The following is a 20,910-nucleotide window of genomic DNA, read 5'->3' as shown; positions in this document are numbered from 1 at the left end:
GGCGCCTTAAATTCGCGTTAAAAGCGTAACACTCCTCGATGGCGCCGCTTGGGTCGCACGGGCGGCCGCAGGTCGCGAACTTTGATAATTTTTGCTAAATCAAGTCCGGTCCGGTCCGAAAGGCCGCGGCCTGGTTCCGGGCCGTAGAACAATCAGCCGTTCAACGCGTGATGTCAGTCGAGTCTCGATGGCCGTTCGACCCATTCGGCAGGTACCCACTCGACCGTCGCGACGGGAGCCGCCGCCGTGGAGCGGACGCGTTCCGGCGCCGACCCGCCGGCGGCGCACGGCGCTGTGGCGAACCCTCGCCGCCCCGGTCTTCGCCCTGGTCGTCGCCCTGATCGTCGCCGGCGCCATGGCGATGTGGTCGGGCCGCGGCCCGCAGCCGGCAGCGCTCGAGCTGACGGCCGCCGAGACCGTGCGGCTGCGTTTCCTGGCCGAGTGGTCGCCGACCGCGACGTCGCTGTCCGAGGTCGCGGCCGGGGCGTCCCGCACCGATTTCGCCGATCGCTTCGCCTCCGCCCCCGCCGCGACCGCCGATCCCCCGTCCGGCCCGGTGACGGCCTACGCGCCGGTGCCGCCGCGCTGGCCGGATGGCGCGCCGCCCGAGCCGGGCCGCGGGCGACCCGCCAGCACGCTTCTCAACGAGGCCCAGATCGCCTCGATCAAGGGGCGACTGAAGCTCACGGCCGAGCAGGAAAAGCTCTGGCCGCCCGTCGAGACGGCCCTGCGGGCCGTCGTCTGGCGCCGCGGCAACGACAAGCGCAATTCGGGGACGGCGGCCCTCGACACCCGCAGCGTCGAGCAGCTCAAGGCCGTGGCCGCCCCGCTGATGGCCAAATTGCGCGATGATCAGAAGCGGGAAATCCGCACCATCTCGCATGTCATGGGAATCGGCGACCTCGCCGAGCAGTTCTGACGCCCTGCAGCCGGCGGTTCCGCGACATTCCGAATTAGCCGTTGTGGCCGCAGCGCACCGCGGACTAAACGAGGCCCGCAGCCCATAAGGGCCCCACCGGCCGGCCGGCCGCGCGAGAGGATCGCCCGTGCGCATCGTCGACATCCGCGAAAAGACCTTCCCGATCGCCTCCGCCATCCGCAACGCCTATATCGACTTCTCGACGATGACCTGCAGCCTGGTCGCGGTGGTGACCGACGTGGTGCGCGACGGCCGCCGGGTCGTCGGCTACGGCTTCAACTCGAATGGCCGCTACAGCCCCGGCTGCCTGCTGCACGACCGCTTCCTGCCGCGCCTGCGCGACGCGAAGCCGGAATCGCTGATCACCGACGACGGCGCCAATCTCGATCCGTTCAAAATCTGGCGCACCCTGATGAACAACGAGAAGCCGGGCGGCCACGGCGAGCGTTCGGTCGCGGTCGGCGTGGTCGACATGGCGGTATGGGACGCGGTCGCCAAGATCGAGGGCAAGCCGCTGTGGCGCCTGCTCGCCGACCGCTATCGCGGCGGCGAGGCCGACGACAAGGTCTTCGTCTACGCGGCCGGGGGGTACTATTATCCGGGCAAGGACGACGACAAGCTCAAGGACGAGATGAGGAGCTATCGCGACCGCGGCTACCGGGTCGTGAAGATGAAGATCGGCGGCGCGCCCTTGTCCGAGGATCTCCGCCGCATCGAGGCGGTGCTGTCGGTGGTCGGCGAGGGAAAGAATCTCGCCGTCGACGTCAACGGCCGCTTCGATCTGGAGACCGCCATCGCCTACGCCAAGGCGCTCGAGCCCTACGATCTCTTCTGGTACGAGGAGATCGGCGATCCGCTCGACTACGCCCTGCAGGCCGCCATCGCGCAGGTCTACAAGAACCCGATGGCGACCGGCGAGAACCTGTTCTCCATGCAGGACGCCCGCAACCTGATCCGCTTCGGCGGCCTGCGGCCCGACCGCGACTGGCTGCAGTTCGACTGCGCGCTCAGCTACGGCCTGGTGGAGTATCTCCGCACCCTGGCGATGCTGAAGGACCACGGCTGGTCGTGGCGGCGCTGCTGCCCGCACGGCGGCCACCAGTTGTCGCTGAACATCGCGGCCGGGCTCGGGCTCGGCGGCAACGAGTCCTATCCCGACCTGTTCAAGCCTTTCGGCGGCTTCGCCGACGGCTACGCGGTCGAGGACTCCTGGGTGCGCCTGCCCGACACGCCCGGCATCGGCTTCGAAGCGAAAGCCGACGTGCTGAAGGTGATGCGCGACCTGGCGGAGTGAGCTGACGAGGCGCCGGCTCTCCCTCTCCCCGCACGCGCTACGGCATGCACACATCGCTTGCCATGGACAGGAGCCGTCATGCGCGGGCTTGACCCGCGCATCCATCTAAAGCGTAAAAAGTCATTTATTCGCAGGATGATGGATCGCCCGCTCAAGCCCGGCGATGACGTCGGAGGATGAGGTACGCGCTCTGCCACACCACAGGATCTTCTCGACAAACAGAGATCTGTGCATGCCGTAGCCCGCACGCGGGGAGAGGTAAAACGAGTGCATTCGCGAGCGCGTCCCCACCCTTCCCATCCGCCGCCTTGGCCCCTACATTGGCGCAAGCATCAACAACCGAAAGGAGGTGATCCAGTGTCTCATTGTCTCTCGCCGCGGTCTCCGGCTACGACCTGGATCCTCGCCTCTGCCGAGGTCCGCGCCGCGTAAGCGGTGTCCGCGGTCCTCGCCGGACCCGGTTCGACAATGGAAGGGCTGCCCTCGCGGGCAGCCCTTCGCATTTTCCGGCCGTCATCGCGGCCTCGCCCGTCATTCCGGGGCGTGCGCCGCGAGGCGCACGAACCCGGAATCCAGCCGCACGCTCGGCAACCGTCGCTGGATTCCGGGTTCGCACCTTCGGTGCGCCCCGGAATGACCGGCTTGCATGCTGTGGCCTTCGCGCCAAAAACCCGCTATCGCGACCCCATGACGTCACCGCCCGAAACAGCCCCCACCATCCGCATCTATGTCGACGCCGACGCCTGTCCGGTGAAGGACGAGATTTATCGCGTGGCGGCCCGCCACAACCTGCCCGTCACCGTGGTGGCGGGCGGCTTCATCCGGGTGCCACAGGATCCGCTGATCGAGCGGATCGCCGCCGGCGACGGCATGGACGCCGCCGACGACTGGATCGCGGAGCATGCAAAGCCCGGCGACATCGTCGTCACCCAGGACATCCCGCTCGCGGCCCGCAGCATCAAGGCCGGCGCCAGCGCCATCGCGCCCAACGGCCGCGCCTTCACCGAGGCCGACATCGGCATGACGCTGGCGGTCCGCAACCTGATGACCGACCTGCGCTCGGCCGGCGAGGTGACGGGCGGCCCGCGGCCGTTCACGCCGCGCGACCGCTCGACCTTCCTGCAGGCGCTGGAGCAGGCGATCCGGCGCTCGCAACGCGCCGCCGTCGACCGCAGCCAGGCGGCCGGCTGATGGCGCCGCCGCTCGTCCAGCTCAAGGATATCGGGCTCACCTTCGGGGGCCACCCACTGCTCGACGGCGTCGAGCTCGCGGTGGCGGCCGGCGAGCGCCTCTGCCTGGTCGGCCGCAACGGCTCCGGCAAGTCGACGCTCTTGAAGATCGCGGCCGGCCTGATCGAGCCCGACCGCGGCACCCGCTTCGTCCAGCCCGGCGCAACGGTGCGCTATCTGCCGCAGGAGCCCGACTTCGCCGACGCCGCGACCGTGCTGGCCTATGTCGAGGCGGGGCTCGGCCCCGGCGACGACCCGCATCGCGCGCACTTTCTGCTGGAGGAGCTCGGGCTCACCGGCGACGAGGATCCGGCGACGCTGTCGGGCGGCGAGGCACGCCGCGCCGCGATCGCCCGCGTGCTGGCGCCCGAGCCAGACATCCTGCTGCTCGACGAGCCGACCAATCATCTCGACCTGCCGGTGATCGAGTGGCTGGACGAGACGCTGAAAATCTCGCGCGCCGCCATGGTGATGATCAGCCACGACCGCCGCTTCCTCGCCGATCTGTCGCGCGTGACCGTGTGGCTCGATCGCGGAAAGCTGCGGCGGATCGACCGCGGCTTTTCGGAGTTCGAGGCCTGGCGCGACGACGTGCTGGCCGAGGAGGAGCGCGAGCAGCACAAGCTCGACCGCAAGATCGTCGCCGAGGAGCACTGGATGCGCTACGGCGTGACGGCACGCCGAAAGCGCAACATGCGCCGGGTCGGCGAGCTGCAGGCGCTGCGCCAGGCGCGCCGCGAGTTTCGCGGCGCCGCCGGCAGCGTCGCGCTGGCCGCGACCCAGGCGGAAAAATCCGGCACCCTGGTGATCGAGGCGGAGCGCATCTCGAAGGCCTATGACGACCGGCCGATCGTCACGGATTTTTCCACCCGCATCCGCCGTGGCGACCGCATCGGCATCATCGGGCCGAACGGCAGCGGCAAGACCACGCTCCTGTCGCTGCTCACCGGCACGCTCACGGCCGACGAGGGCGTCGTGCGGCTCGGCGCCAACCTCGAGATGGCGACGCTCGAGCAGAACCGCGACAGCCTCGATCCGACCGCGACGGTCGCCGAAACCCTCACGGGCGGGCACGGCGACAGCGTGATGGTCGACGGCAAGCCGCGCCATGTGGTCGGCTACATGAAGGACTTTCTGTTCGCGCCCGAGCAGGCCCGCACGCCGCTCGGCGTGCTGTCGGGCGGCGAGCGTGGCCGCCTGATGCTGGCCCGCGCGCTGGCCAAGCCTTCCAACGTACTGGTGCTCGACGAGCCGACCAACGATCTCGACCTCGACACGCTCGACGTGCTGGAGGAGATGCTCGGCGACTATGCCGGCACGGTGCTGCTGATCAGCCACGACCGCGACTTCCTCGACCGCGTCGTCAGCGCCGTGATCGTGCCGGAGGGCGACGGCCGCTGGACCGAATACGCCGGCGGCTATTCCGACATGATTTCGCAACGCGGCGGGGACCTTTTGCGCACGGCGCCGGCGAAGCCGGCGAAGGAAAAGGCCGAGGCGAGCGCACCCGCGCCGACCCGGGAGCCGAAGGCCGCCAAGCGGCGCCTCGGCTTCAACGAGAAGCACGCGCTGGAGACGCTGCCGAAGACGATGGCGAAGCTTCAGAAGACGATCGCGACGTTGCACCAAAAGCTCGCCGACCCAAAACTGTTCGGGCGCGACCGCAAGGCGTTCGACGAGGCCTCGCGCGCCGCCGCCGCCGCCGAGGCCGAGCTCGCCGCCGCCGAGGAGCGCTGGCTGGAGCTGGAGATGCTGAGGGAAGAGATCGAGGGGCGGTGACGCTGAGGCTTCGGAAGGTTCTTCACCTCTCCCCGCGTGCGGGGAGAGGTCGGAGCGCATGCCCAAGGCATGCGGTCCGGGTGAGGGGGCGCTTCCGTATCCACGAGATGCCCCCTCATCCCGACCTTCTCCCCGCGTGCGGGGAGAAGGAGAACCGGCGCCGTGCCATCAGAACCGCACTCTTGCACGCGCGCCCCTGCGCACGAAACTCCTGCCTCACTCGGCCGTCGTGGTCTCCGCCGTCGCCGCACCTGATCCCCGCTCCGCCGCCGGCGGCAGCTCCACCTTCGGGCGCGCGCCCTTGCGCAGCTTTTCGCGCACCGCCTGGAAGAACACATAAAGCGGCGGGATGACGAAGATGCCGAGGAACGACGCGAAGATCATGCCGCCGAACACCGGGGTGCCGACGTCGCGCCGGGCGAGCTGCGAGGCACCGGTCGCCACCACCAGCGGCCAGAGCCCGAGGATGAAGGCGAAGGACGTCATCATCACGGGCCGGAAACGCAGCCGCGCACCCTCGGCCGCCGCCTCCAGGAGCGGCACGCCGCGCTCGCGCTGCTCCTTGGCGAACTCGACGATCAGGATGCCGTTCTTGGCGGCGAGACCGATCAGCACCACCATGCCGATCTGGGCATAGAGGTCGAGCGTCAGGCCCGCCATCACGATCGCCGCGAACGAGCCGAGCAGGCCGACCGTGACGGACAGCAGCACCGGCACCGGGATCGTCCAGCTCTCGTAGAGGGCGACCAGGAACAGATAGGCGAACAGCACCGCGAAGGCGAGGATGATGGTGGTCTTGCCCTCGGCGCGCTTCTCCTGGAACGCCGTGTCGGTCCACGCGCCGGAGTAACCGGCCGGAAGCGTCTTGGCGGCGACCTGCTCCATCGCGGTGAGCGCCTGCCCGGACGAGACGCCCGGCGCCGGCGAGCCCTGCACCGTGACGGCGCGGGTGTTGTTGTAGCGGATCAGCGACGGCGGCCCGACGATGACGCTGGCCTCGGCCAGGCTGCGCATCGGAATCATCTGGCCGTCCTTGTTGCGCACATTGATGCGGAAGATGTCGTCGACCGCGCTGCGGTCGACCGCCTCGCCCTGGAGCTGGACCTTCCAGGTGCGGCCGTAGAGGTTGAAGTCGTTGACGTAGAGGCCGCCGAGCGTCGCCTGCAAAGCCTGGAACACGTCCGAGAGCTTGACGCCGAGCACCTGCACCTTGTCGCGATCGATGTCGAGATAGATCGACGGGTTGGTGGCCGAGAAGGTCGAGAACACGCGGCTGAGGTTCGGATCCTGGTTGGCGGCGATCAGCAGGCCGCGCAGCACCTGGGCCAGCGCCTTGGGATCGCCGGCCTGGAGGTCCTGGAGCACATAGGTGAAGCCGCCACCGGTGCCCAGGCCGATGATCGGCGGGGGCGCCAAAGGCAGCACGGTGCCGCCCTGGATCTGGCGGAATTTCGGCACCAGCCGCCCCATGATGGCCGAGGCGGATTGCGACCGCTCGGTGCGCTCCTCGAAGGCCTTGAGGGTGACGACCATGAAGGCGGAGTTCGCCTGCGAGAAGTTGTCGATGAAGTTGAGTCCGACCACCGAGGTGTAGAATTCCACCGACGGCTCTTCCTTCAGGATCGCCTCGGCCTGGCGCATCACCTCGCCGCTACGGGCGACCGAGGCGCCACCCGGAAGCTGGACGACGACGAAGAAGGCACCCTGGTCGTCCTCCGGCAGGAAGCCGGTCGGCGTGATCCTGGCGAAGCCGACGATGCCGACGGCGGCGACGCCGACCGCAACCAGGCTGAGCACCGAGATGCGCACGATGCGGGCCACCACGGCGCCATAGGCGTCGCGGACCTTGTCGATGCCGCGCATCACATAGCCGATCGGGCCGCGGCGCGGCCCGTGATGGCGCTTCAGCAGGATCGCGCACAGCGCCGGCGACAGCGTGAGGGCGTTGATGGCGGACAGCAGCATCGACACCGCCACCGTGACGGCGAACTGGCGGAACAGCTCGCCCGAGATGCCGGGGATGAAGGCCACGGGCACGAACACCGACAAAAGCACCAGCGTGATGGCGACGATCGGCGCCGTTATCTCGGTCATCGCCTTCTTGGTCGCGTCGGCGGTGGAGAGCTCGGGATGCTCCTCCATCACGCGCTCGACGTTCTCGACCACGACGATGGCGTCGTCGACCACGATGCCGATCGCCAGCACGACGGCGAGCAGCGACACCGAGTTGGCCGAGTAGCCGATGGCAAGCAGGACGATGAAGGTGCCGATCAGGCTGACCGGCACGGCGACGGTCGGGATCAGCGTGGCGCGGAAGCTGCCGAGGAACAGATAGACGACCAGCACCACCAGGATGAAGGCCTCGACCAGGGTCTTCTGCACCTCGTGGATGGTCGCCTTGACGAAGGTGGTCGGATCGTAGGTCACCTTCCAGACGAGGTCCTCGGGGAAGCGCTTCTCGATGTCGCGCATCAGGGTCTTGACGGCGTCGAGCGTCGTGATCGCGTTGGCGCCGGGCGACTGGTAGATGGCGATCGCCGCCGCCGGGGCCCCGTTGAGCTCGGTGGTCGTGTCCGAGGTGGCGGCGCCGAGCTCGATGCGGGCGACGTCGGAGAGGCGCAGCACCGATCCGTCCGGATTGGTGCGGATTACGATGTTCTCGAACTCGGGGATCGTGGCGAGCCGCCCCTTGGTCTGGATGTTGAGCTGCAGGCGCTGATCGTCCGAGATCGGCCGGGCGCCGATGCGGCCGACCGCGGCCTGGACGTTCTGCGACTGGATCGCCGCGACGACGTCGCCGGTGGTGAGGTCGAGGCCGGTCAGCCGGTCGGTCTGCACCCACACCCGCATGGCGTAGTCGAGCGGACCCCACAGGGAGGCGTCGCCGACGCCCGGCGTGCTCTTGATCTGGTCGAGGATGTTGATGGTGACGTAGTTCGAGATGAACAGCGCGTCGTGGGTCTGCTTCGGCGACGACAAGGCGACGACGCCCAGCATGGCCGAGGACTTCTTCTTGACCGTGACGCCCTGCTTGCGCACGTCCTCGGGCAGGCGGGACAGCGCCACCTGCACCCGGTTGTTGACGTTGACGGTGTTGATGTCGGGATCGGTGCCGAGCTCGAACGAGACCAGCAGCGAGTAGCTGCCGTCGTCGCCGCTCACGCTCTTCATGTAGATCGCCTTGTCGACGCCGACCACCTGCGCCTCGAGCGGCTGGGCGATGGTGGCCTCCACCACGGCGGCGGACGCGCCCGGATAGGAGGTCGTCACCGACACCTGGGGCGGCACGATGTCGGGATACTGGGCGAACGGAATCGCCAGCAGCGACACCAGCCCCGCGATGGTGGTGACGATCGCGATGACGATGGCGAAGCGCGGCCGGTCGACGAAGATCGATGACAGCATCGGCTCAGCTCCGGCCGACCGGCTGCACCGGGGTGGCGCGGACCGCGGCCCCCTGGCGGATGCCCTGCAGCCCCTCGACGATGATCAGCTCGCCGCCCTTGAGACCCTCGTCGACCACGATGTCGGCGCCGACCGAGGCGCTCACCGACACCCGCCGCACCGCCGCCTTGCCGTCCTCGACGATGAAAACATAGGTGCCCTGCTGGTCGGCGATCAAGGCCGATTGCGGGATCAGCACCTTCTCCTCGGTGTCGGCGGTCTGCAGGGTGACGCGGACGAACTGGCCGTCGATCAAGAGGCCGTTCGGATTGGCCATGCTGGCGCGCGCCAGCACCGTGTCGGTCGAGCGGTTCACGGTCACGTCGATGAAGTTCATCTTGCCGGTCTGGTCGTAGGTCGATCCGTCGGAGAACTTGATCGAGACCGTCAGCTCGTCGGGCGACCGCTTGCCGCCCTTGGCGGCGGCCTCGGTGAGCGCCCGCTGGCTGATCGGGAAGGTGACGTACATCGGGTCCTGGCTGACGATCGTGGTCAGCGTTCCGCTGTCCGGCCCCACCACGTTGCCCTTGGTGATGGCGGTGCGGCCGACCTTGCCGTCGATCGGCGAGGTGATCTGGGTGTAGCCGAGATTGATCTTGGCGGTGGCGAGATTCGCCTCGGCGCTGAGCACCGCGCCCTTGGCCGACAGCTCCTCGGCGATCGTCTGGTCGCGCGCCACCACGGTGCCGGAATTGCGCGCCAGCAGATCCTCGGCACGCTGGCGTTGCAGGCTGGCGAGCGTGAGCGCCGCCTTGGCGCGTTCGAGGGCGCCCTGCGCCTGCTCCACATCGGCCTCGAACAGCCCCTTCTCGATGGCGTAGAGGGCGCCCCCGGTCTTGATCTCGTCGCCCTCCTTGAACAAAACGCCGTCGAGATAGCCCTTCACGCGGGCTCGCACCTCGACCTTGTTGATGGCGTCGATCCGGCCGACGAAGTCGGCCGTCTGGCTGATCGACCTGCGCTCGGCCTTGACGACTCCGACTGGCACCGCCCCGGTGCTCGCTTGCTGCGCATAAGTCGGAGCGGCTAGCCCACAGGCCAGCACGGCCGCGCAGAGCCAAAGTCGCATGTCCCTCTCCATCGTTCCGCGGATCGTTCCGAGCCGCCATCCCGGCCCGGAGCTTCGGCAACACCGGACTCGCCAGCTTTGACACGGGTCAAGGAGTGCCGAAGCAGCCGCATCATACTTCTATCGCAATACAGCCCTACGAGAATGTCCCGCAGAGAATTTTTCCCGACGTCCCGCGGTGGCGCCGGCGACCCGATAAAATGGAGCAGCGCCGGCCCGTCGAGCCTTGTGAAGCCCCGTCAATGCGGAGATGACGATGTCCGGAAAAACCGACAGCGTTCTGCCCACCGCCGCCGATCTCATGAAGACGATCGCACTCGCCGAGGCCGAGAAGGCCAAGGAGGCGATGCGGGCCCGGGCCGCCGAGGAGGCGGAGAAGAACGCGCTGCTCGATCGCTTCTCGAAGCCGTCGGGCGTCGACGACGAGGTGCGGCTCGAGCGGGCCGCGGCCATCGTCAACCGCGCTGTCGCCAACGGGCTGACCGAGGTCCAGGTGATCCGCTTTCCCAACCAGCTCTGCACCGACCGCGGCCGCGCGATCAACAATCAGGAGCCCGGCTGGGAGACCACGCTGACCGGACTGCCGAAGGAGCTCTACGAGTTCTGGCACACGCACATGCGGCCGCGCGGCTACCGGCTGAAGGTGCAGGTGGTCGATTTCCCCCGCGGCATACCCGGTGACATCGGCATGACGTTGTGCTGGGGATGATCGGTTCGGCGTAGCCGAACCAAGCGATAGGACGCCCGATCTCCGGCGCCAGCACGTGCAACCATCCGTGACGGCGGGGAAGCCGGCCAACGCTTCGCTCGACAGACCCGTCGAGAAAACCGCGACAGATCTCAGGAGCCGACCATGCCCGCAGACAACACCCCGTCCCTGCAGGACGCCTTCGCGCTCGGCACCGGCAACGGCGCCTTGAGTGCCGCCTCGTATCTGATCGACTACGCCCAGCGCTCGGTGCTGTTCTGGGACGTCATGCGCCAGCGCGGCAACGGCTATCGCGAGCACATGGCGATGCCGGCCCCGCACGTCCTCAACTACAAGGCCGAGCTGATCGTCGACGGTCGCAAGCTCGACCGTCCGGTCAACTATGCTCTGGCTCGCATTATCCCGCCGGACGGCGTCGAGATCGACCCGAAACGCCGGCCCTTCGTCGTCGTCGATCCGCGCGCCGGCCACGGCCCGGGCATCGGCGGCTTCAAGGCCGACAGTGAGATCGGCGTCGCGATGCGGGCCGGCCACACCTGCTACTTCGTCGGCTTCCTGCCCGATCCGATGCCGGGCCAGACCATCGAGGACATCGCCCGCGCCGAGGCGTTTTTCCTGCAGACCGTCATCGACCGCCACCCCGAGGCCGAGGGCAAGCCCTGCGTGGTCGGCAACTGCCAGGCCGGCTGGGCCGTGATGATGCTGGCCGCGGTCGCACCGGAACTGTTCGGCCCGATCATCGTCGCCGGATCGCCGCTGTCCTACTGGACCGGCCAGCGCGGTCTCAACCCGATGCGCTACACCGGCGGGCTGTTCGGCGGAAGCTGGGTGACGGCGTTCACCAGCGATCTCGGCCACGGCACGTTCGACGGCGCCTGGCTGGTGGAGAACTTCGAGAACCTCAACCCGGCCAACACATACTGGAAGAAGCCCTACAATCTCTATGCCAAGGTCGACACCGAGGCGCCGAAATATCTCGACTTCGAGCGCTGGTGGGGCGGCCACGTCAATCTCAACGGCGAGGAGATGCAGTTCATCGTCGACGAGCTGTTCGTCGGCAACAAGCTGGCGGCCGGCGAGGTCAAGTCCTCGAACGGCATCGCCATCGACCTGCGCAACATCCGCTCGCCCATCGTGGTGTTCTGCTCCAAAGGCGACAACATCACGCCGCCCCAGCAGGCGCTCGGCTGGATCCTCGACCTCTACGACGACGTCGACGAGGTCCGCTCCTACGGCCAAACGATCGTCTACTGCGTGCACCAGTCCGTCGGGCACCTCGGGATCTTCGTGTCGGGCGGCGTCGCCCGCAAGGAGCACGGCGAGTTCGCCAGCAACATCGACCTGATCGACGTGCTGCCGCCCGGCCTCTATGAGGCCGTGCTCGAGGCGAAGTCGACCGACAGCCATAATGGCGATCTCGCCCATGGCGAGTGGATCATGCGATGCGAGGCCCGCACGCTCGACGACATTCGCGCGCTCGGCGGCAACACCGTCGAGGACGACCGCCGCTTCGCCACCGTGGCCCGCGTGTCGGAGGTCAATCTGGCGCTGTACAAGACCTTCGCGAGGCCGTTCGTCCGCGCCATGGTCAGCGAGCCCGTGGCCGAGATGATGCACCGGATGCACCCGGCACGGCTGCAATACGAGCTGCTGTCCGACGCCAATCCGTGGGTTGCGCCGATCGCCACGGCCGCCGGGTGGGTGCGTGAGAACCGCCGGCCGATCGACTCCGATAACCCGTTCGTGGTGGCACAGGAGACGATGTCGAAGCAGATCGTCGCCGGCCTCGACGCTTGGCGGGATTTCCGCGACGGCATGACCGAGACGGTGTTCCGGACCTTCTACGGATCGCCGTTCGTGCAGGCCTTCTTCGGGGTCGACCCGGCGTCGGACAAGCCGCTGCGCAAGGCCGCCAAGAGCGCGCTGCACCGCGAGCTGGTCCAGCGCCGCATCGCCGAGCTGAAGGCCCGGGTCGGCGTCGGCGGCCTGCGCGAGGCGGTCGTCCGCGCGATCATCTACATCGGCATCCCGCGCGGATCGGTCGACGAGCGCGGCTTCGAGACGGTGCGCCGCATCCGGGCCGCCAACGAGAAGACGCGAGCGATCCCGCTCGCCGAGTTCAAGGCGCTGCTGCGCGAGCAGTTCTACATGCTGCTGCTCGACCAGGAGGCGGCCGTGGCGGCGATCCCGGCGCTGCTGCCGGACGACCCGGCCGCACGGGCCGAGGGCCTGGCGATCGTCCGCGAGGTGATCTCGGCCCGCGACGCCCCGAGCGGCGAGGTGGAGGCGCGGCTGCGCCGCATCGCCCGCATGTTCACGGGCGAGAGCGGCAGCCCGACCCTGACGGTCGTCGGCTCGGGATCCGACGGCTCGATCCGGGAGGCGTCCTGACCCGCGGATCGGCCGACCAGCCCAGGAGGGCGACACCATGACGACCCGCGTGACCGACGAGATTGCGGCGGCGCCGCCGGGCGCACACGTGCCGCATGCGAAATACGAGCGGCTGATCGCCAAGGCGAAGTCGCTCGCGCCGGTACCGACCATCGTGGTCCATCCGTGCGACGAGACCTCGCTGCGGGGCGCCGTGGAGGCGGCCGAGGCCGGCATCATCGTGCCGATCCTGGTCGGCCCCGCCGCCAAGATCGCCGCCGTGGCCCGGGCGCACGGTCTCGACATCAGCGATCTCGAGGTGATCGACGTCGCCCACAGCGACGCCGCCGCCGCCCGCGCCGTCGAGCTGATCCGCGAGGGTCGCGGCGAGCTCCTGATGAAGGGCAGCCTGCACACCGACGAGCTGATGCGTGCCGTGACGGCCGCCGCGACGGGGCTACGCACCGCCCGCCGGATCAGCCACGTCTTCGTCATGGACGTGCCGAGTCATTCCGACACGCTGTTCATCACCGACGCCGCCATCAACATCGCGCCCGACCTCGACGAGAAGCGCGACATCATCCAGAACGCCATCGACTTGTTCACCGCGGTGGGGCTCGGCACGCCGCGGGTGGCGCTCCTGTCCGCCGTCGAGACGGTGACGACCAAGATCCCGTCCACCATCGATGCGGCGGCGCTGTGCAAGATGGCCGACCGCGGCCAGATCACCGGCGGCATCGTCGACGGGCCGCTCGCCTTCGACAACGCCATCGATCCGGAGGCGGCCCGCATCAAGGGAATCAAGTCGGAGGTCGCCGGACGGGCCCAGATCCTGGTGGTGCCGGATCTCGAGGCCGGAAACATGCTGGCCAAGAACCTGACCTTCCTGGCCGGCGCCGACGCCGCCGGCATCGTGCTCGGCGCCCGCGTGCCGATCATCCTGACCTCACGTGCCGATTCGGTGCGCACCCGCATGGCGTCCTGTGCCGTCGCCGTGCTCTACGCCCACGCCCGCCGCAATGCGCTGGCCGTCTCGTCGGGCTGAGCCGTCATGGACGCCATTCTCGTCGTCAATGCCGGGTCGTCGAGTCTCAAGCTGCAGATGTTCGAGATCGCGCCGGCCCGCGCCCTGCGCCGCGTGCTGAAAGGCCAGCTCGACGGGGTGGGCACCGCACCGCGGCTGCGAATCGTCGCGGCGGACGGAACCGCCATGGTCGACCGCAGCTTCGCACCGACCGAGGTGCCGGACCTGCCGGCGGCACTCCACGCGGCCGAGGCGTGGCTGCGGGAGCTGCGCGACATCACCCTGGCCGCGGTCGGCCACCGGGTCGTGCACGGCGGCCCGGCCTACGATCGCCCAGCGCGAGTCACCCCGAAGATCCTCGCCGACCTCGAGGCCCTGGCTCCGCTGGCGCCACTGCACCAGCCGCACAATCTCGCGCCGATCCGGACCCTGCTGGCGCGCCGGCCGAACCTGCCGCAGATCGCCTGCTTCGACACGGCATTCCATCGCGGCCACGGGGCGTTGGCCGATCACTACGCGATTCCCGAGGCTCTCTATACGGAGGGCGTGCGCCGCTACGGCTTCCACGGCCTGTCCTACGAGTACATCGCCGACCGCCTGCCGAAGGTCGCGCCGGAGATCGCCGGCGGCCGCGTGATCGTCGCCCATCTCGGCAGCGGTGCCTCGCTGTGCGCGCTCAGAGCCGGGCGCAGCATCGAGAGCACCATGGGCTTCACCGGGCTCGACGGCGTGCCGATGGGCACGCGTCCCGGCCAGATCGACCCGGGCGTGCTGCTGCATCTGATGACGGCGAAGCGCATGGACGCCGCTGTGATCGAGCATTTCCTCTATCGCGACTGCGGCCTGAAGGGCCTCTCCGGCATCAGCAGCGACATGCGCGCGCTCGAAGCCTCGGGCGATCCGCGCGCCATCTTCGCGATCGACCACTTCGCCTATCGGGTCGGGCTCTGCACCGGCATGCTCGCCGCCGCGCTCGGCGGGCTCGACGCCTTCGTGTTCACGGCCGGCATCGGCGAGAACTCGGCCGGCGTGCGCGCCAGGATCGCCGAGCGCCTCGCCTGGCTCGGCGTCCACATCGACCCCGCCGCCAATGCCGAGGGCCGCACCCGCATCTCCTCGGCCGACAGCGCCGTCGCCGTCTTTGTGATACCGACCGACGAGGAGCTGATGATCGCGCTGCACACGCTCGCGCTGCTCGCCGGTGCGCCGCCGGCTTCAACCCCGAACCAGAGGGACGAGACATGATTCCCGTCTACAAGGCCAAGATCCACGAAGGCAATCGCGGCCTGATCGTCGGCATCGCCAACGACCAGTCGATCGCCTGGGGTTGCGCGCGGGCGTTCCGGGCGCTCGGCGCCGAGGTCGCCGTCACGTATCTCAACGAGAAAGCGAAGCCGCATGTCGAGCCGCTCGCCAAGGAGCTGGAGGCGGAGATCTTCATGCCGCTCGACGTGCGCGTCCCGGGCCAGATGGAGGCGGTGTTCGACAAGATCGCCAAGACGTGGGGCCGCCTCGACTTCGTCATCCACTCGATCGCCTTCGCGCCCAAGCAGGCGCTGGAAGGCCGGGTGGTCGATGTCGACCGCGAGGGCTTCCTCGCCACCATGGACGTGTCGTGCTGGTCGTTCCTGCGGATGGCGCATCTCGCCGAGCCGCTGATGACCAATGGCGGCGCGCTGTTCACCATGACGTATTACGGCAGCCAGATGGTGGTCGCCCACTACAACATAATGGGCGTCGCCAAGGCGGCGCTGGAGAGCGCGGTGCGCTATCTCGCCTCCGAGCTGGGACCGAAGGGAATCCGCGTGCACGCGATCTCGCCCGGGCCGCTGGCGACGCGCGCCGCCTCGGGGATTCCCGAATTCGACGAGCTCCTGGAGAAGGCGCGCGGCAAGGCGCCGGCCCACAAGCTGGTCAGCATCGACGATGTCGGGCTCGCCACCGCGTTCCTGGCCCACGACGCCGCCCGCCTGATCACGGGCGAGACGCTGTATGTCGACGGGGGGTATCACATCATCGACTAGGCGCCACCCAGAACCGACACCCAGGCGTGCAACGCGCCACCGCCCGTTGCACGCCGCGCGGTGTCATCTGAGCCTTCCGGCGGAGCCGCGGCGTGACGATGCTCGATCTGAACGACTACCCGCTGCTGGCGGTCTTCCTGGTCAGCACCACCATCATATTGCTGGCCAGCGAGTTCGGCCGCCGGCTCGGCGTGCGCGCCGGCAACCGGGGCGGCGACAATGTCGCGACGCTGGAAGGCGCCATTCTCGGGCTGATGGCCCTGATGATCGGCTTCACCTTCGCCATGGCGCTGGCCCGCTTCGAAACCCGCCGCGACGCGGCGCTGAACGAGGCGAACGCGATCGGGACCACGGCCTTGCGGGCCCGGATGCTGCCGGCACCGCACAACACCGAATCGATTGCGCTGCTCAAGGACTACCTGCAGCTTCGCCTCGATCTTTCACGGCGCGTCGCCACGGTCTCCGAGCTGAATGCCGCGATCGACCGGTCGAACGCGATCCAGGAGGCGCTCTGGCAGCAGGCCAAGATGCTGCCGGCGAAAGCGCCCGGCATGGTGCCGACCGGGCTCTACATCCAGAGCCTCAACGAGATGATCGACAACCAGGAAAAGCGTCTGACCGCCGCGCGCAACAGCGTGCCGAAGATCGTCCTCCTCGCCCTGTACGGTGTCGCCACGATCGCCAGCGCGTTCACGGGCTATGCCGCCGGGTTGGAGGCGCGGCGCTCGCGGCTGCCCGTCTATGTCATGGCCGGGCTGATCTCCGCCGTGATCCTGCTGATCGAGGATCTCGATCGTCCGACCACCGGATTCATCACGGTCAGCCAGCAGCCCTTGGTCGACACCGCCTCCAGCATTGCAGGCTTCAAGGACTAGGGAGACGTCCGGCAAGCGCGCGCCGTTCAGTCAGGCACCTGCGTCACAGAGCACGGTGGGCACAATGGCATTCACCGGACAGGTCTTGCGGACCCCGAGAGCCGCGGCGATCGCCGGCATGCTGTTCTCGGCGCTGCTGCTCACGTCGTTCTGGCTGCTGCGAAGCTCGGTGCCGTCCGATCCCCTGGAACCGGGGGCATGGCTCGAGACAGACTCGGGGCGCGTCGGCCTGGCGCTCAATCTGGTGCCGTTCGCCGGCATCGCCTTCCTGTGGTTCATCGGCGTGCTGCGCGACCGCCTGGGCGTCCTCGAGGACCGCTTCTTCGCCACGGTGTTCCTGGGAAGCGGACTGTTGTTTCTCGGCATGCTGTTCGTCGCGGCGGCGCTCATCGGCGGCATATTGATGGCGTTCGCCGGCCAGGCCGAACTGCCGGTCGCCTCCCCGGCGTTCCGGCTGGTGCGCGCCGCGACCTACGGCATCGTCAACATCTACATGATCAAGATGGCCGGCGTGTTCATGATCTCGACCTCGACGGTCGCCATCTACACGGCCATCGCGCCGCGCTGGATGGCGATCCTCGGATACGCACTGGCCGCGCTGCTGTTGTTCGGCAGCTATTATGTCGGCTGGAGCTTCGTCGTCTTTCCGCTCTGGGTCCTCGTGCTCAGCACCTACATCCTGTTCGACAACATGCGCGCGCCGCCGCAATCAACGCAGGCCTGAACCCCGCAAGAGTTCGGCTCTCCGACGGCCCCCTTGATGGGCGTCAATGCGGCTGTGCCCGAATGGGGCCCGATTGACCGTGGGGATCACTGCGCCGCTGCGCCGTCGACGAACGCGCGAAACGCGCGGAGACGCCGAAGATGCTCCCGCCGAGACGACGTCGACACTCGGCCCAACCCGAGCGAGGAGAGACGCAGATGAAAGTCGCCTTCGCGTTGTTGGCCCTCCTGATGATCACACCGCTGACAGGCGGCACGACTCCGGCGCACGCCGTCGTGTACTGCACGTATATCGACTATCCACCGCGATGCGTCGCCCGTCCCGGCGTCGTGCTGCGGCCGCGCGTCGTCGCCCCCCGGGTCGTTGCGCCGCGTGTCGTCGCACCGGTGCGGCGCGGGGCCGTCCGTCGCTGAGAAGAAAGTGCGTTCAGCAAACGCCGAGCTTCGGGCTGCGGTTCAACGCTCGCCGCCGCCCAGCCGGCCGCGCGCCTCGCGGGCGGCCTCCACCATGGTCATGAACACGACGCCGCCGTCGATCAGCTTGCCCAAAAATTCCTCGAAGGCCAGCATGCGAAAACCGCGGCCGATCACATAGGGGTGCATCGTGTAGGTGAGCACGCCCCAGTTCACGCTCTTCCTCATGTAGAGGAACTCGTCGAGCCAATTCTGCATCACGACACGGGGGGACTGCAGACCCGGCATGATGCCCTGCGGGGTGCGCAGGTATTCGAAGTGCGGGTGATCGTCGAGCGTCCACGAGATCGGCATCTCGATCAGATCGGTCTCCGGCCCTTTCACGTAGGGCTTGCCCAGCTCGGCGACGTCGCCCCGCCGCACCCGGTAGGGCCAATAATCGGCGCCCATCAGCGAGGAGTCGTAGAGGAACCCCTGCGCCTCGAGCAGCGACAGCGTGTTTTCGCTCAGGTCCCAGGCGGGCGAGCGGTAGCCGACCGGGGCCGCGCCGGTGAGCCGCCGGATCGACTCGGTGGCGCGGAGGAGATCCGCCTCCTCCTCGTCGCGCGTCATCGCGGCCGGCGCCACATGCGACCAGCCGTGGTGGCCGATCTCGTGGCCGGCCTCGACCACAAGGGCGCACATCTCCGGATGGCTCTCGATGGTGAAGCCCGGCGTGAACCAGGTGGCGCGGATGCCGTGTGCTTTCAGAAGATCCAGAATTCGCGCCGCGCCGACGAGGCCGAACTCGCCGCGCGACAGCGGCGTCGGCGTCGTCATGCCGCGGGCGATGAAGCCGGACTCGGTGTCGAAGTCGAAGGTGAGGCAGACGATGTGGCGCGGCACGTTTCTTGTCTCCGGAACGGCAGGCACGGCGTCAGCGGTCGACCACCGCGCACGGCCCGACCATAGCACGAGTCGGCCTGCGGCCCGGCCGCACAGGGAGGACATCAGGGCGGCCGGCGGGTCGCCACGCGGGCCTGCGGCGCTCGGCAATTGGCGCGGACAGGCAGGACATCGTATACAAGGCCCCTGCAACCCCCCGTCGCCGCCGGCGGCCTCATCTGTCCGGAGCCCGAGCCCCGCATGACCGAGACGCTGCCAGCCGACCCCGACGCTCTCGGCCCCGCCGAGCGTCGCCGATCGCGCGCCGGGCACCTGCTCGAGCGGGCCAGCCCGGCGCTGCTGATCGTCGCCCTCGTCGCCGCCTGGGAGGCGGCCGTGCGGCTCCTCGACGTGCCGCGCTTCCTGCTGCCGGCGCCCAGCGAGATCGTCGCGCTCGCCATCGCGGAGTGGGGCCTCATCCAGATGCACTCGCTCTCCACCATCGGGAGCATCGCCACCGGATATGTCGCGGCGGTGGCGTTCGCGCTCGCGATCTCGGCCCTGATGATCCGCTGGCCCCTGATGGAGCGGCTGATCATGCCGATCTTCGTCGCCCTGCAGAGCGTGCCGAAGATCGCCATCGCGCCGCTGATCCTGGTGTGGGTCGGCGCCGGGCTGGGCTCCAAGGTCCTGGTGGTCGCCTCGATCGCGTTCTTCCCGGTGGTGATCAACACCATGGCGGGCTTCAAGGAGGTCGACCGCGGCCTCGCCGACGTGTTCCGCTCGGTCGCCGCGACCGAGCGGCAAGTGTTCTTCCGCCTCCGCCTGCCCTGGGCCGTGCCCTATATCTTCGCCGGGCTGCGCATCGCGACCACGCTGGCCGTGCTCGGCGCCATCGTGGCCGAGTGGCTCGCCGCCTCCAACGGGCTCGGCTATCTGGTGCTGTCCGGCAGCTTCAACTTCAACACCGCCCGTTCGTTCGCCGCCATCCTGGCGCTCGCCGTCATCGGCACCGCCTTCTTCTCCCTGATGTCGTGGATCGAGCGTCTGATCTCGTGGCGCACCGGCATCAGCGACGCCACCACGGCCTGACCGCACGGAGACCCGCATGGCCCGACCCCTGTTCCGCCTGCCGCCGGCCCTGATGCTCGCCGCCTTCGCGCTCGTCGCGACGGCGGCCGTTCTCGCGCCGGCGCCGGCCCGCGCCCTCGACCAGGTGGTGCTGCGCATCAACTTCACGCCCTGGGGCATGCATGCCCAGTATTTCGGTGGACGTGCGCAGGGCTTCTATCGCGACGAGGGCATCGAGCTGGAGATCCGGCCGCCCTCCGCCGGGCAGCAGAACGAGGTGTTCATCGCCACCGGGCGCGAGCAGTTCGGCCTCACCAATGCCGACGCCTTCGTCAAGGCGCGCGGCAGCGGCCTGCCGATCGTCGCCGTGATGGCCGACCAGCCCGACAACCCGTTCGCCGTGATCACGCTGCAGAAGTCCGGCATCGCCAAGCCGGCCGACCTGAAGGGCAAGAAGCTCGCCTGGTTCCAGGCCAACGTGAAGGGCATGGTCGAGCCGCTGCTGGCGAGCGGCGGCCTCAAGCTCGGCGACATCGAGTTCGTCATGGTGGCGCGCGGCGCCGAGGTGCAGATGCTGGCCGCCGGCCAGGTCGACGGGCTGTTCGGCTACTCGTTCGGCCAGGCGCTGACGCTGGAGCAGCGCGGCTTTCCGGTCAACGTGATGCCGGTGCGCGACTACGGCGTGCAGTTCTACGGCACCGTGCTCTACACCAGCGACGCGCTGCTGAAGAGCAACCCGGATCTGGTCAGGCGCTTCGTGCGCGCAACGCTCAAGAGCCTGATCTGGACCCGCGACCACATCGAGACCGCCATGAAGGAGATCGTCGCGGTGTCGCCCGACCGCGACCTGAAGCTCGAGTCGCGCAAGCTGGAGATGATCTACGACCTCTACCGCGTGCCGGACTACGAGACGCGCTTCGGCCTGATGACCGATGCCAAATGGGCGTCGTCGATCAAGATTCTCGCCGATTCCGGCGACCTGCCGAAGCCGCCGAAGCCGCAGGACATGTACACCAACCGCTTCGTCGACGAGCTGGCCGAGGCGGAGGCGCTGGCGGCGCTGCTGCGCAACCGCAAGCCCAACTGACGGCGGCGCGGGGCA

17 protein-coding genes are annotated in these 20,910 nt (G+C 68.6%); 14 read left to right on the top strand and 3 right to left on the bottom strand.

Annotation, left to right across the window (positions count from 1 at the left end):
- The first annotated feature begins 187 nt into the window (after positions 1–187).
- From HXX10_RS05360 to HXX10_RS05345, 4 genes are all read left to right on the top strand, one after another.
- Positions 188–919 carry a hypothetical protein gene (locus HXX10_RS05360; RefSeq protein ID WP_296520503.1) on the top strand — a complete coding sequence of 244 codons (732 nt, stop codon included), beginning with the start codon at positions 188–190 and terminating at the stop codon, positions 917–919.
- A gap of 127 nt (positions 920–1,046) precedes the next feature.
- Positions 1,047–2,213, top strand: a complete 1,167-nt coding sequence (locus HXX10_RS05355) for a mandelate racemase/muconate lactonizing enzyme family protein (RefSeq protein WP_296520502.1) — start codon at positions 1,047–1,049, stop codon at positions 2,211–2,213.
- A gap of 687 nt (positions 2,214–2,900) precedes the next feature.
- A complete protein-coding gene (locus tag HXX10_RS05350) occupies positions 2,901–3,404 on the top strand; it encodes a YaiI/YqxD family protein (protein WP_296520570.1) in 504 nt (167 codons plus the stop codon).
- Entirely contained in the window at positions 3,404–5,221 is a 1,818-nt protein-coding gene (locus HXX10_RS05345) for an ABC-F family ATP-binding cassette domain-containing protein (protein ID WP_296520501.1), read from the top strand. Before HXX10_RS05350 ends, HXX10_RS05345 begins: the two co-directional genes overlap by 1 nt.
- A 216-nt stretch (positions 5,222–5,437) precedes the next feature.
- Here the strand turns inward: HXX10_RS05345 and HXX10_RS05340 are convergent, their stop codons facing one another.
- Both HXX10_RS05340 and HXX10_RS05335 read right to left on the bottom strand, forming a co-directional pair.
- On the bottom strand, positions 5,438–8,626 hold the full coding sequence (locus tag HXX10_RS05340; protein ID WP_296520500.1) for an efflux RND transporter permease subunit: 3,189 nt from the start codon (positions 8,624–8,626) through the stop codon (positions 5,438–5,440).
- 4 nt (positions 8,627–8,630) lie between these two features.
- Positions 8,631–9,734 (bottom strand): efflux RND transporter periplasmic adaptor subunit, encoded by a 1,104-nt coding sequence (locus HXX10_RS05335; protein ID WP_296520499.1) that lies wholly within the window; start codon positions 9,732–9,734, stop codon positions 8,631–8,633.
- Between the two features lie 256 nt (positions 9,735–9,990).
- Here HXX10_RS05335 and HXX10_RS05330 point away from each other — a divergent pair, with 256 nt between their 5' ends.
- The 8 genes from HXX10_RS05330 to HXX10_RS05295 all read left to right on the top strand — a co-directional run bounded on the left by HXX10_RS05330 (position 9,991) and on the right by HXX10_RS05295 (position 17,873).
- The gene (locus tag HXX10_RS05330; protein WP_296520498.1) at positions 9,991–10,443 is read left to right on the top strand and encodes a hypothetical protein; all 453 of its coding nucleotides are present in this window, start codon (positions 9,991–9,993) and stop codon (positions 10,441–10,443) included.
- 144 nt (positions 10,444–10,587) lie between these two features.
- Positions 10,588–12,834, top strand: a complete 2,247-nt coding sequence (locus HXX10_RS05325; protein WP_296520497.1) for a DUF3141 domain-containing protein — start codon at positions 10,588–10,590, stop codon at positions 12,832–12,834.
- A 37-nt stretch (positions 12,835–12,871) separates the two neighbouring features.
- Positions 12,872–13,858, top strand: a complete 987-nt coding sequence (locus tag HXX10_RS05320; RefSeq protein ID WP_296520496.1) for a phosphate acetyltransferase — start codon at positions 12,872–12,874, stop codon at positions 13,856–13,858.
- A gap of 6 nt (positions 13,859–13,864) precedes the next feature.
- A complete protein-coding gene (locus tag HXX10_RS05315; RefSeq protein ID WP_296520495.1) occupies positions 13,865–15,082 on the top strand; it encodes an acetate/propionate family kinase in 1,218 nt (405 codons plus the stop codon).
- A complete protein-coding gene (gene fabI / locus HXX10_RS05310) occupies positions 15,079–15,861 on the top strand; it encodes an enoyl-ACP reductase FabI (protein ID WP_296520494.1) in 783 nt (260 codons plus the stop codon). The genes HXX10_RS05315 and fabI overlap by 4 nt, the downstream gene beginning before the upstream one ends.
- Before the next feature lie 98 nt (positions 15,862–15,959).
- Positions 15,960–16,736, top strand: a complete 777-nt coding sequence (locus HXX10_RS05305) for a hypothetical protein (protein WP_296520569.1) — start codon at positions 15,960–15,962, stop codon at positions 16,734–16,736.
- Between the two features lie 64 nt (positions 16,737–16,800).
- On the top strand, positions 16,801–17,460 hold the full coding sequence (locus HXX10_RS05300; RefSeq protein ID WP_296520493.1) for a hypothetical protein: 660 nt from the start codon (positions 16,801–16,803) through the stop codon (positions 17,458–17,460).
- A 197-nt stretch (positions 17,461–17,657) separates the two neighbouring features.
- Positions 17,658–17,873, top strand: coding sequence for a hypothetical protein (locus HXX10_RS05295; RefSeq protein ID WP_367141930.1), 216 nt, complete (start codon positions 17,658–17,660; stop codon positions 17,871–17,873).
- Positions 17,874–17,915: 42 nt separating this feature from the next.
- Here HXX10_RS05295 and HXX10_RS05290 read toward each other — a convergent pair whose 3' ends face one another.
- Positions 17,916–18,758 (bottom strand): polysaccharide deacetylase, encoded by an 843-nt coding sequence (locus HXX10_RS05290; protein ID WP_296520492.1) that lies wholly within the window; start codon positions 18,756–18,758, stop codon positions 17,916–17,918.
- Positions 18,759–18,998: 240 nt separating this feature from the next.
- Between HXX10_RS05290 and HXX10_RS05285 the strand changes: the two genes are divergently transcribed.
- Positions 18,999–19,829 (top strand): ABC transporter permease, encoded by an 831-nt coding sequence (locus tag HXX10_RS05285; protein WP_296520491.1) that lies wholly within the window; start codon positions 18,999–19,001, stop codon positions 19,827–19,829.
- Between the two features lie 16 nt (positions 19,830–19,845).
- A complete protein-coding gene (locus tag HXX10_RS05280) occupies positions 19,846–20,895 on the top strand; it encodes an ABC transporter substrate-binding protein (protein WP_296520490.1) in 1,050 nt (349 codons plus the stop codon).
- Positions 20,896–20,910: the final 15 nt, after the last annotated feature.

The organism is Rhodoplanes sp., from assembly GCF_013377085.1.
Lineage (GTDB): Bacteria > Pseudomonadota > Alphaproteobacteria > Rhizobiales > Xanthobacteraceae > Rhodoplanes.
This window is presented reverse-complemented; position numbering and strand designations above follow the sequence as displayed.

Excerpts from the sequence above, each read along its gene's own strand:
- HXX10_RS05360 (WP_296520503.1), top strand. The coding sequence starts at position 188 with ATGGCCGTTCGACCCATTCGGCAGGTACCCACTCGACCGTCGCGACGG.
- HXX10_RS05350 (WP_296520570.1), top strand. The coding sequence starts at position 2,901 with ATGACGTCACCGCCCGAAACAGCCCCCACCATCCGCATCTATGTCGAC.
- HXX10_RS05345 (WP_296520501.1), top strand. The coding sequence starts at position 3,404 with ATGGCGCCGCCGCTCGTCCAGCTCAAGGATATCGGGCTCACCTTCGGG.
- HXX10_RS05340 (WP_296520500.1), bottom strand. The coding sequence starts at position 8,626 with ATGCTGTCATCGATCTTCGTCGACCGGCCGCGCTTCGCCATCGTCATC.
- HXX10_RS05335 (WP_296520499.1), bottom strand. The coding sequence starts at position 9,734 with ATGCGACTTTGGCTCTGCGCGGCCGTGCTGGCCTGTGGGCTAGCCGCT.
- HXX10_RS05330 (WP_296520498.1), top strand. The coding sequence starts at position 9,991 with ATGTCCGGAAAAACCGACAGCGTTCTGCCCACCGCCGCCGATCTCATG.
- HXX10_RS05325 (WP_296520497.1), top strand. The coding sequence starts at position 10,588 with ATGCCCGCAGACAACACCCCGTCCCTGCAGGACGCCTTCGCGCTCGGC.
- HXX10_RS05320 (WP_296520496.1), top strand. The coding sequence starts at position 12,872 with ATGACGACCCGCGTGACCGACGAGATTGCGGCGGCGCCGCCGGGCGCA.
- HXX10_RS05315 (WP_296520495.1), top strand. The coding sequence starts at position 13,865 with ATGGACGCCATTCTCGTCGTCAATGCCGGGTCGTCGAGTCTCAAGCTG.
- fabI (WP_296520494.1), top strand. The coding sequence starts at position 15,079 with ATGATTCCCGTCTACAAGGCCAAGATCCACGAAGGCAATCGCGGCCTG.
- HXX10_RS05305 (WP_296520569.1), top strand. The coding sequence starts at position 15,960 with ATGCTCGATCTGAACGACTACCCGCTGCTGGCGGTCTTCCTGGTCAGC.
- HXX10_RS05300 (WP_296520493.1), top strand. The coding sequence starts at position 16,801 with ATGGCATTCACCGGACAGGTCTTGCGGACCCCGAGAGCCGCGGCGATC.
- HXX10_RS05295 (WP_367141930.1), top strand. The coding sequence starts at position 17,658 with ATGAAAGTCGCCTTCGCGTTGTTGGCCCTCCTGATGATCACACCGCTG.
- HXX10_RS05285 (WP_296520491.1), top strand. The coding sequence starts at position 18,999 with ATGACCGAGACGCTGCCAGCCGACCCCGACGCTCTCGGCCCCGCCGAG.
- HXX10_RS05280 (WP_296520490.1), top strand. The coding sequence starts at position 19,846 with ATGGCCCGACCCCTGTTCCGCCTGCCGCCGGCCCTGATGCTCGCCGCC.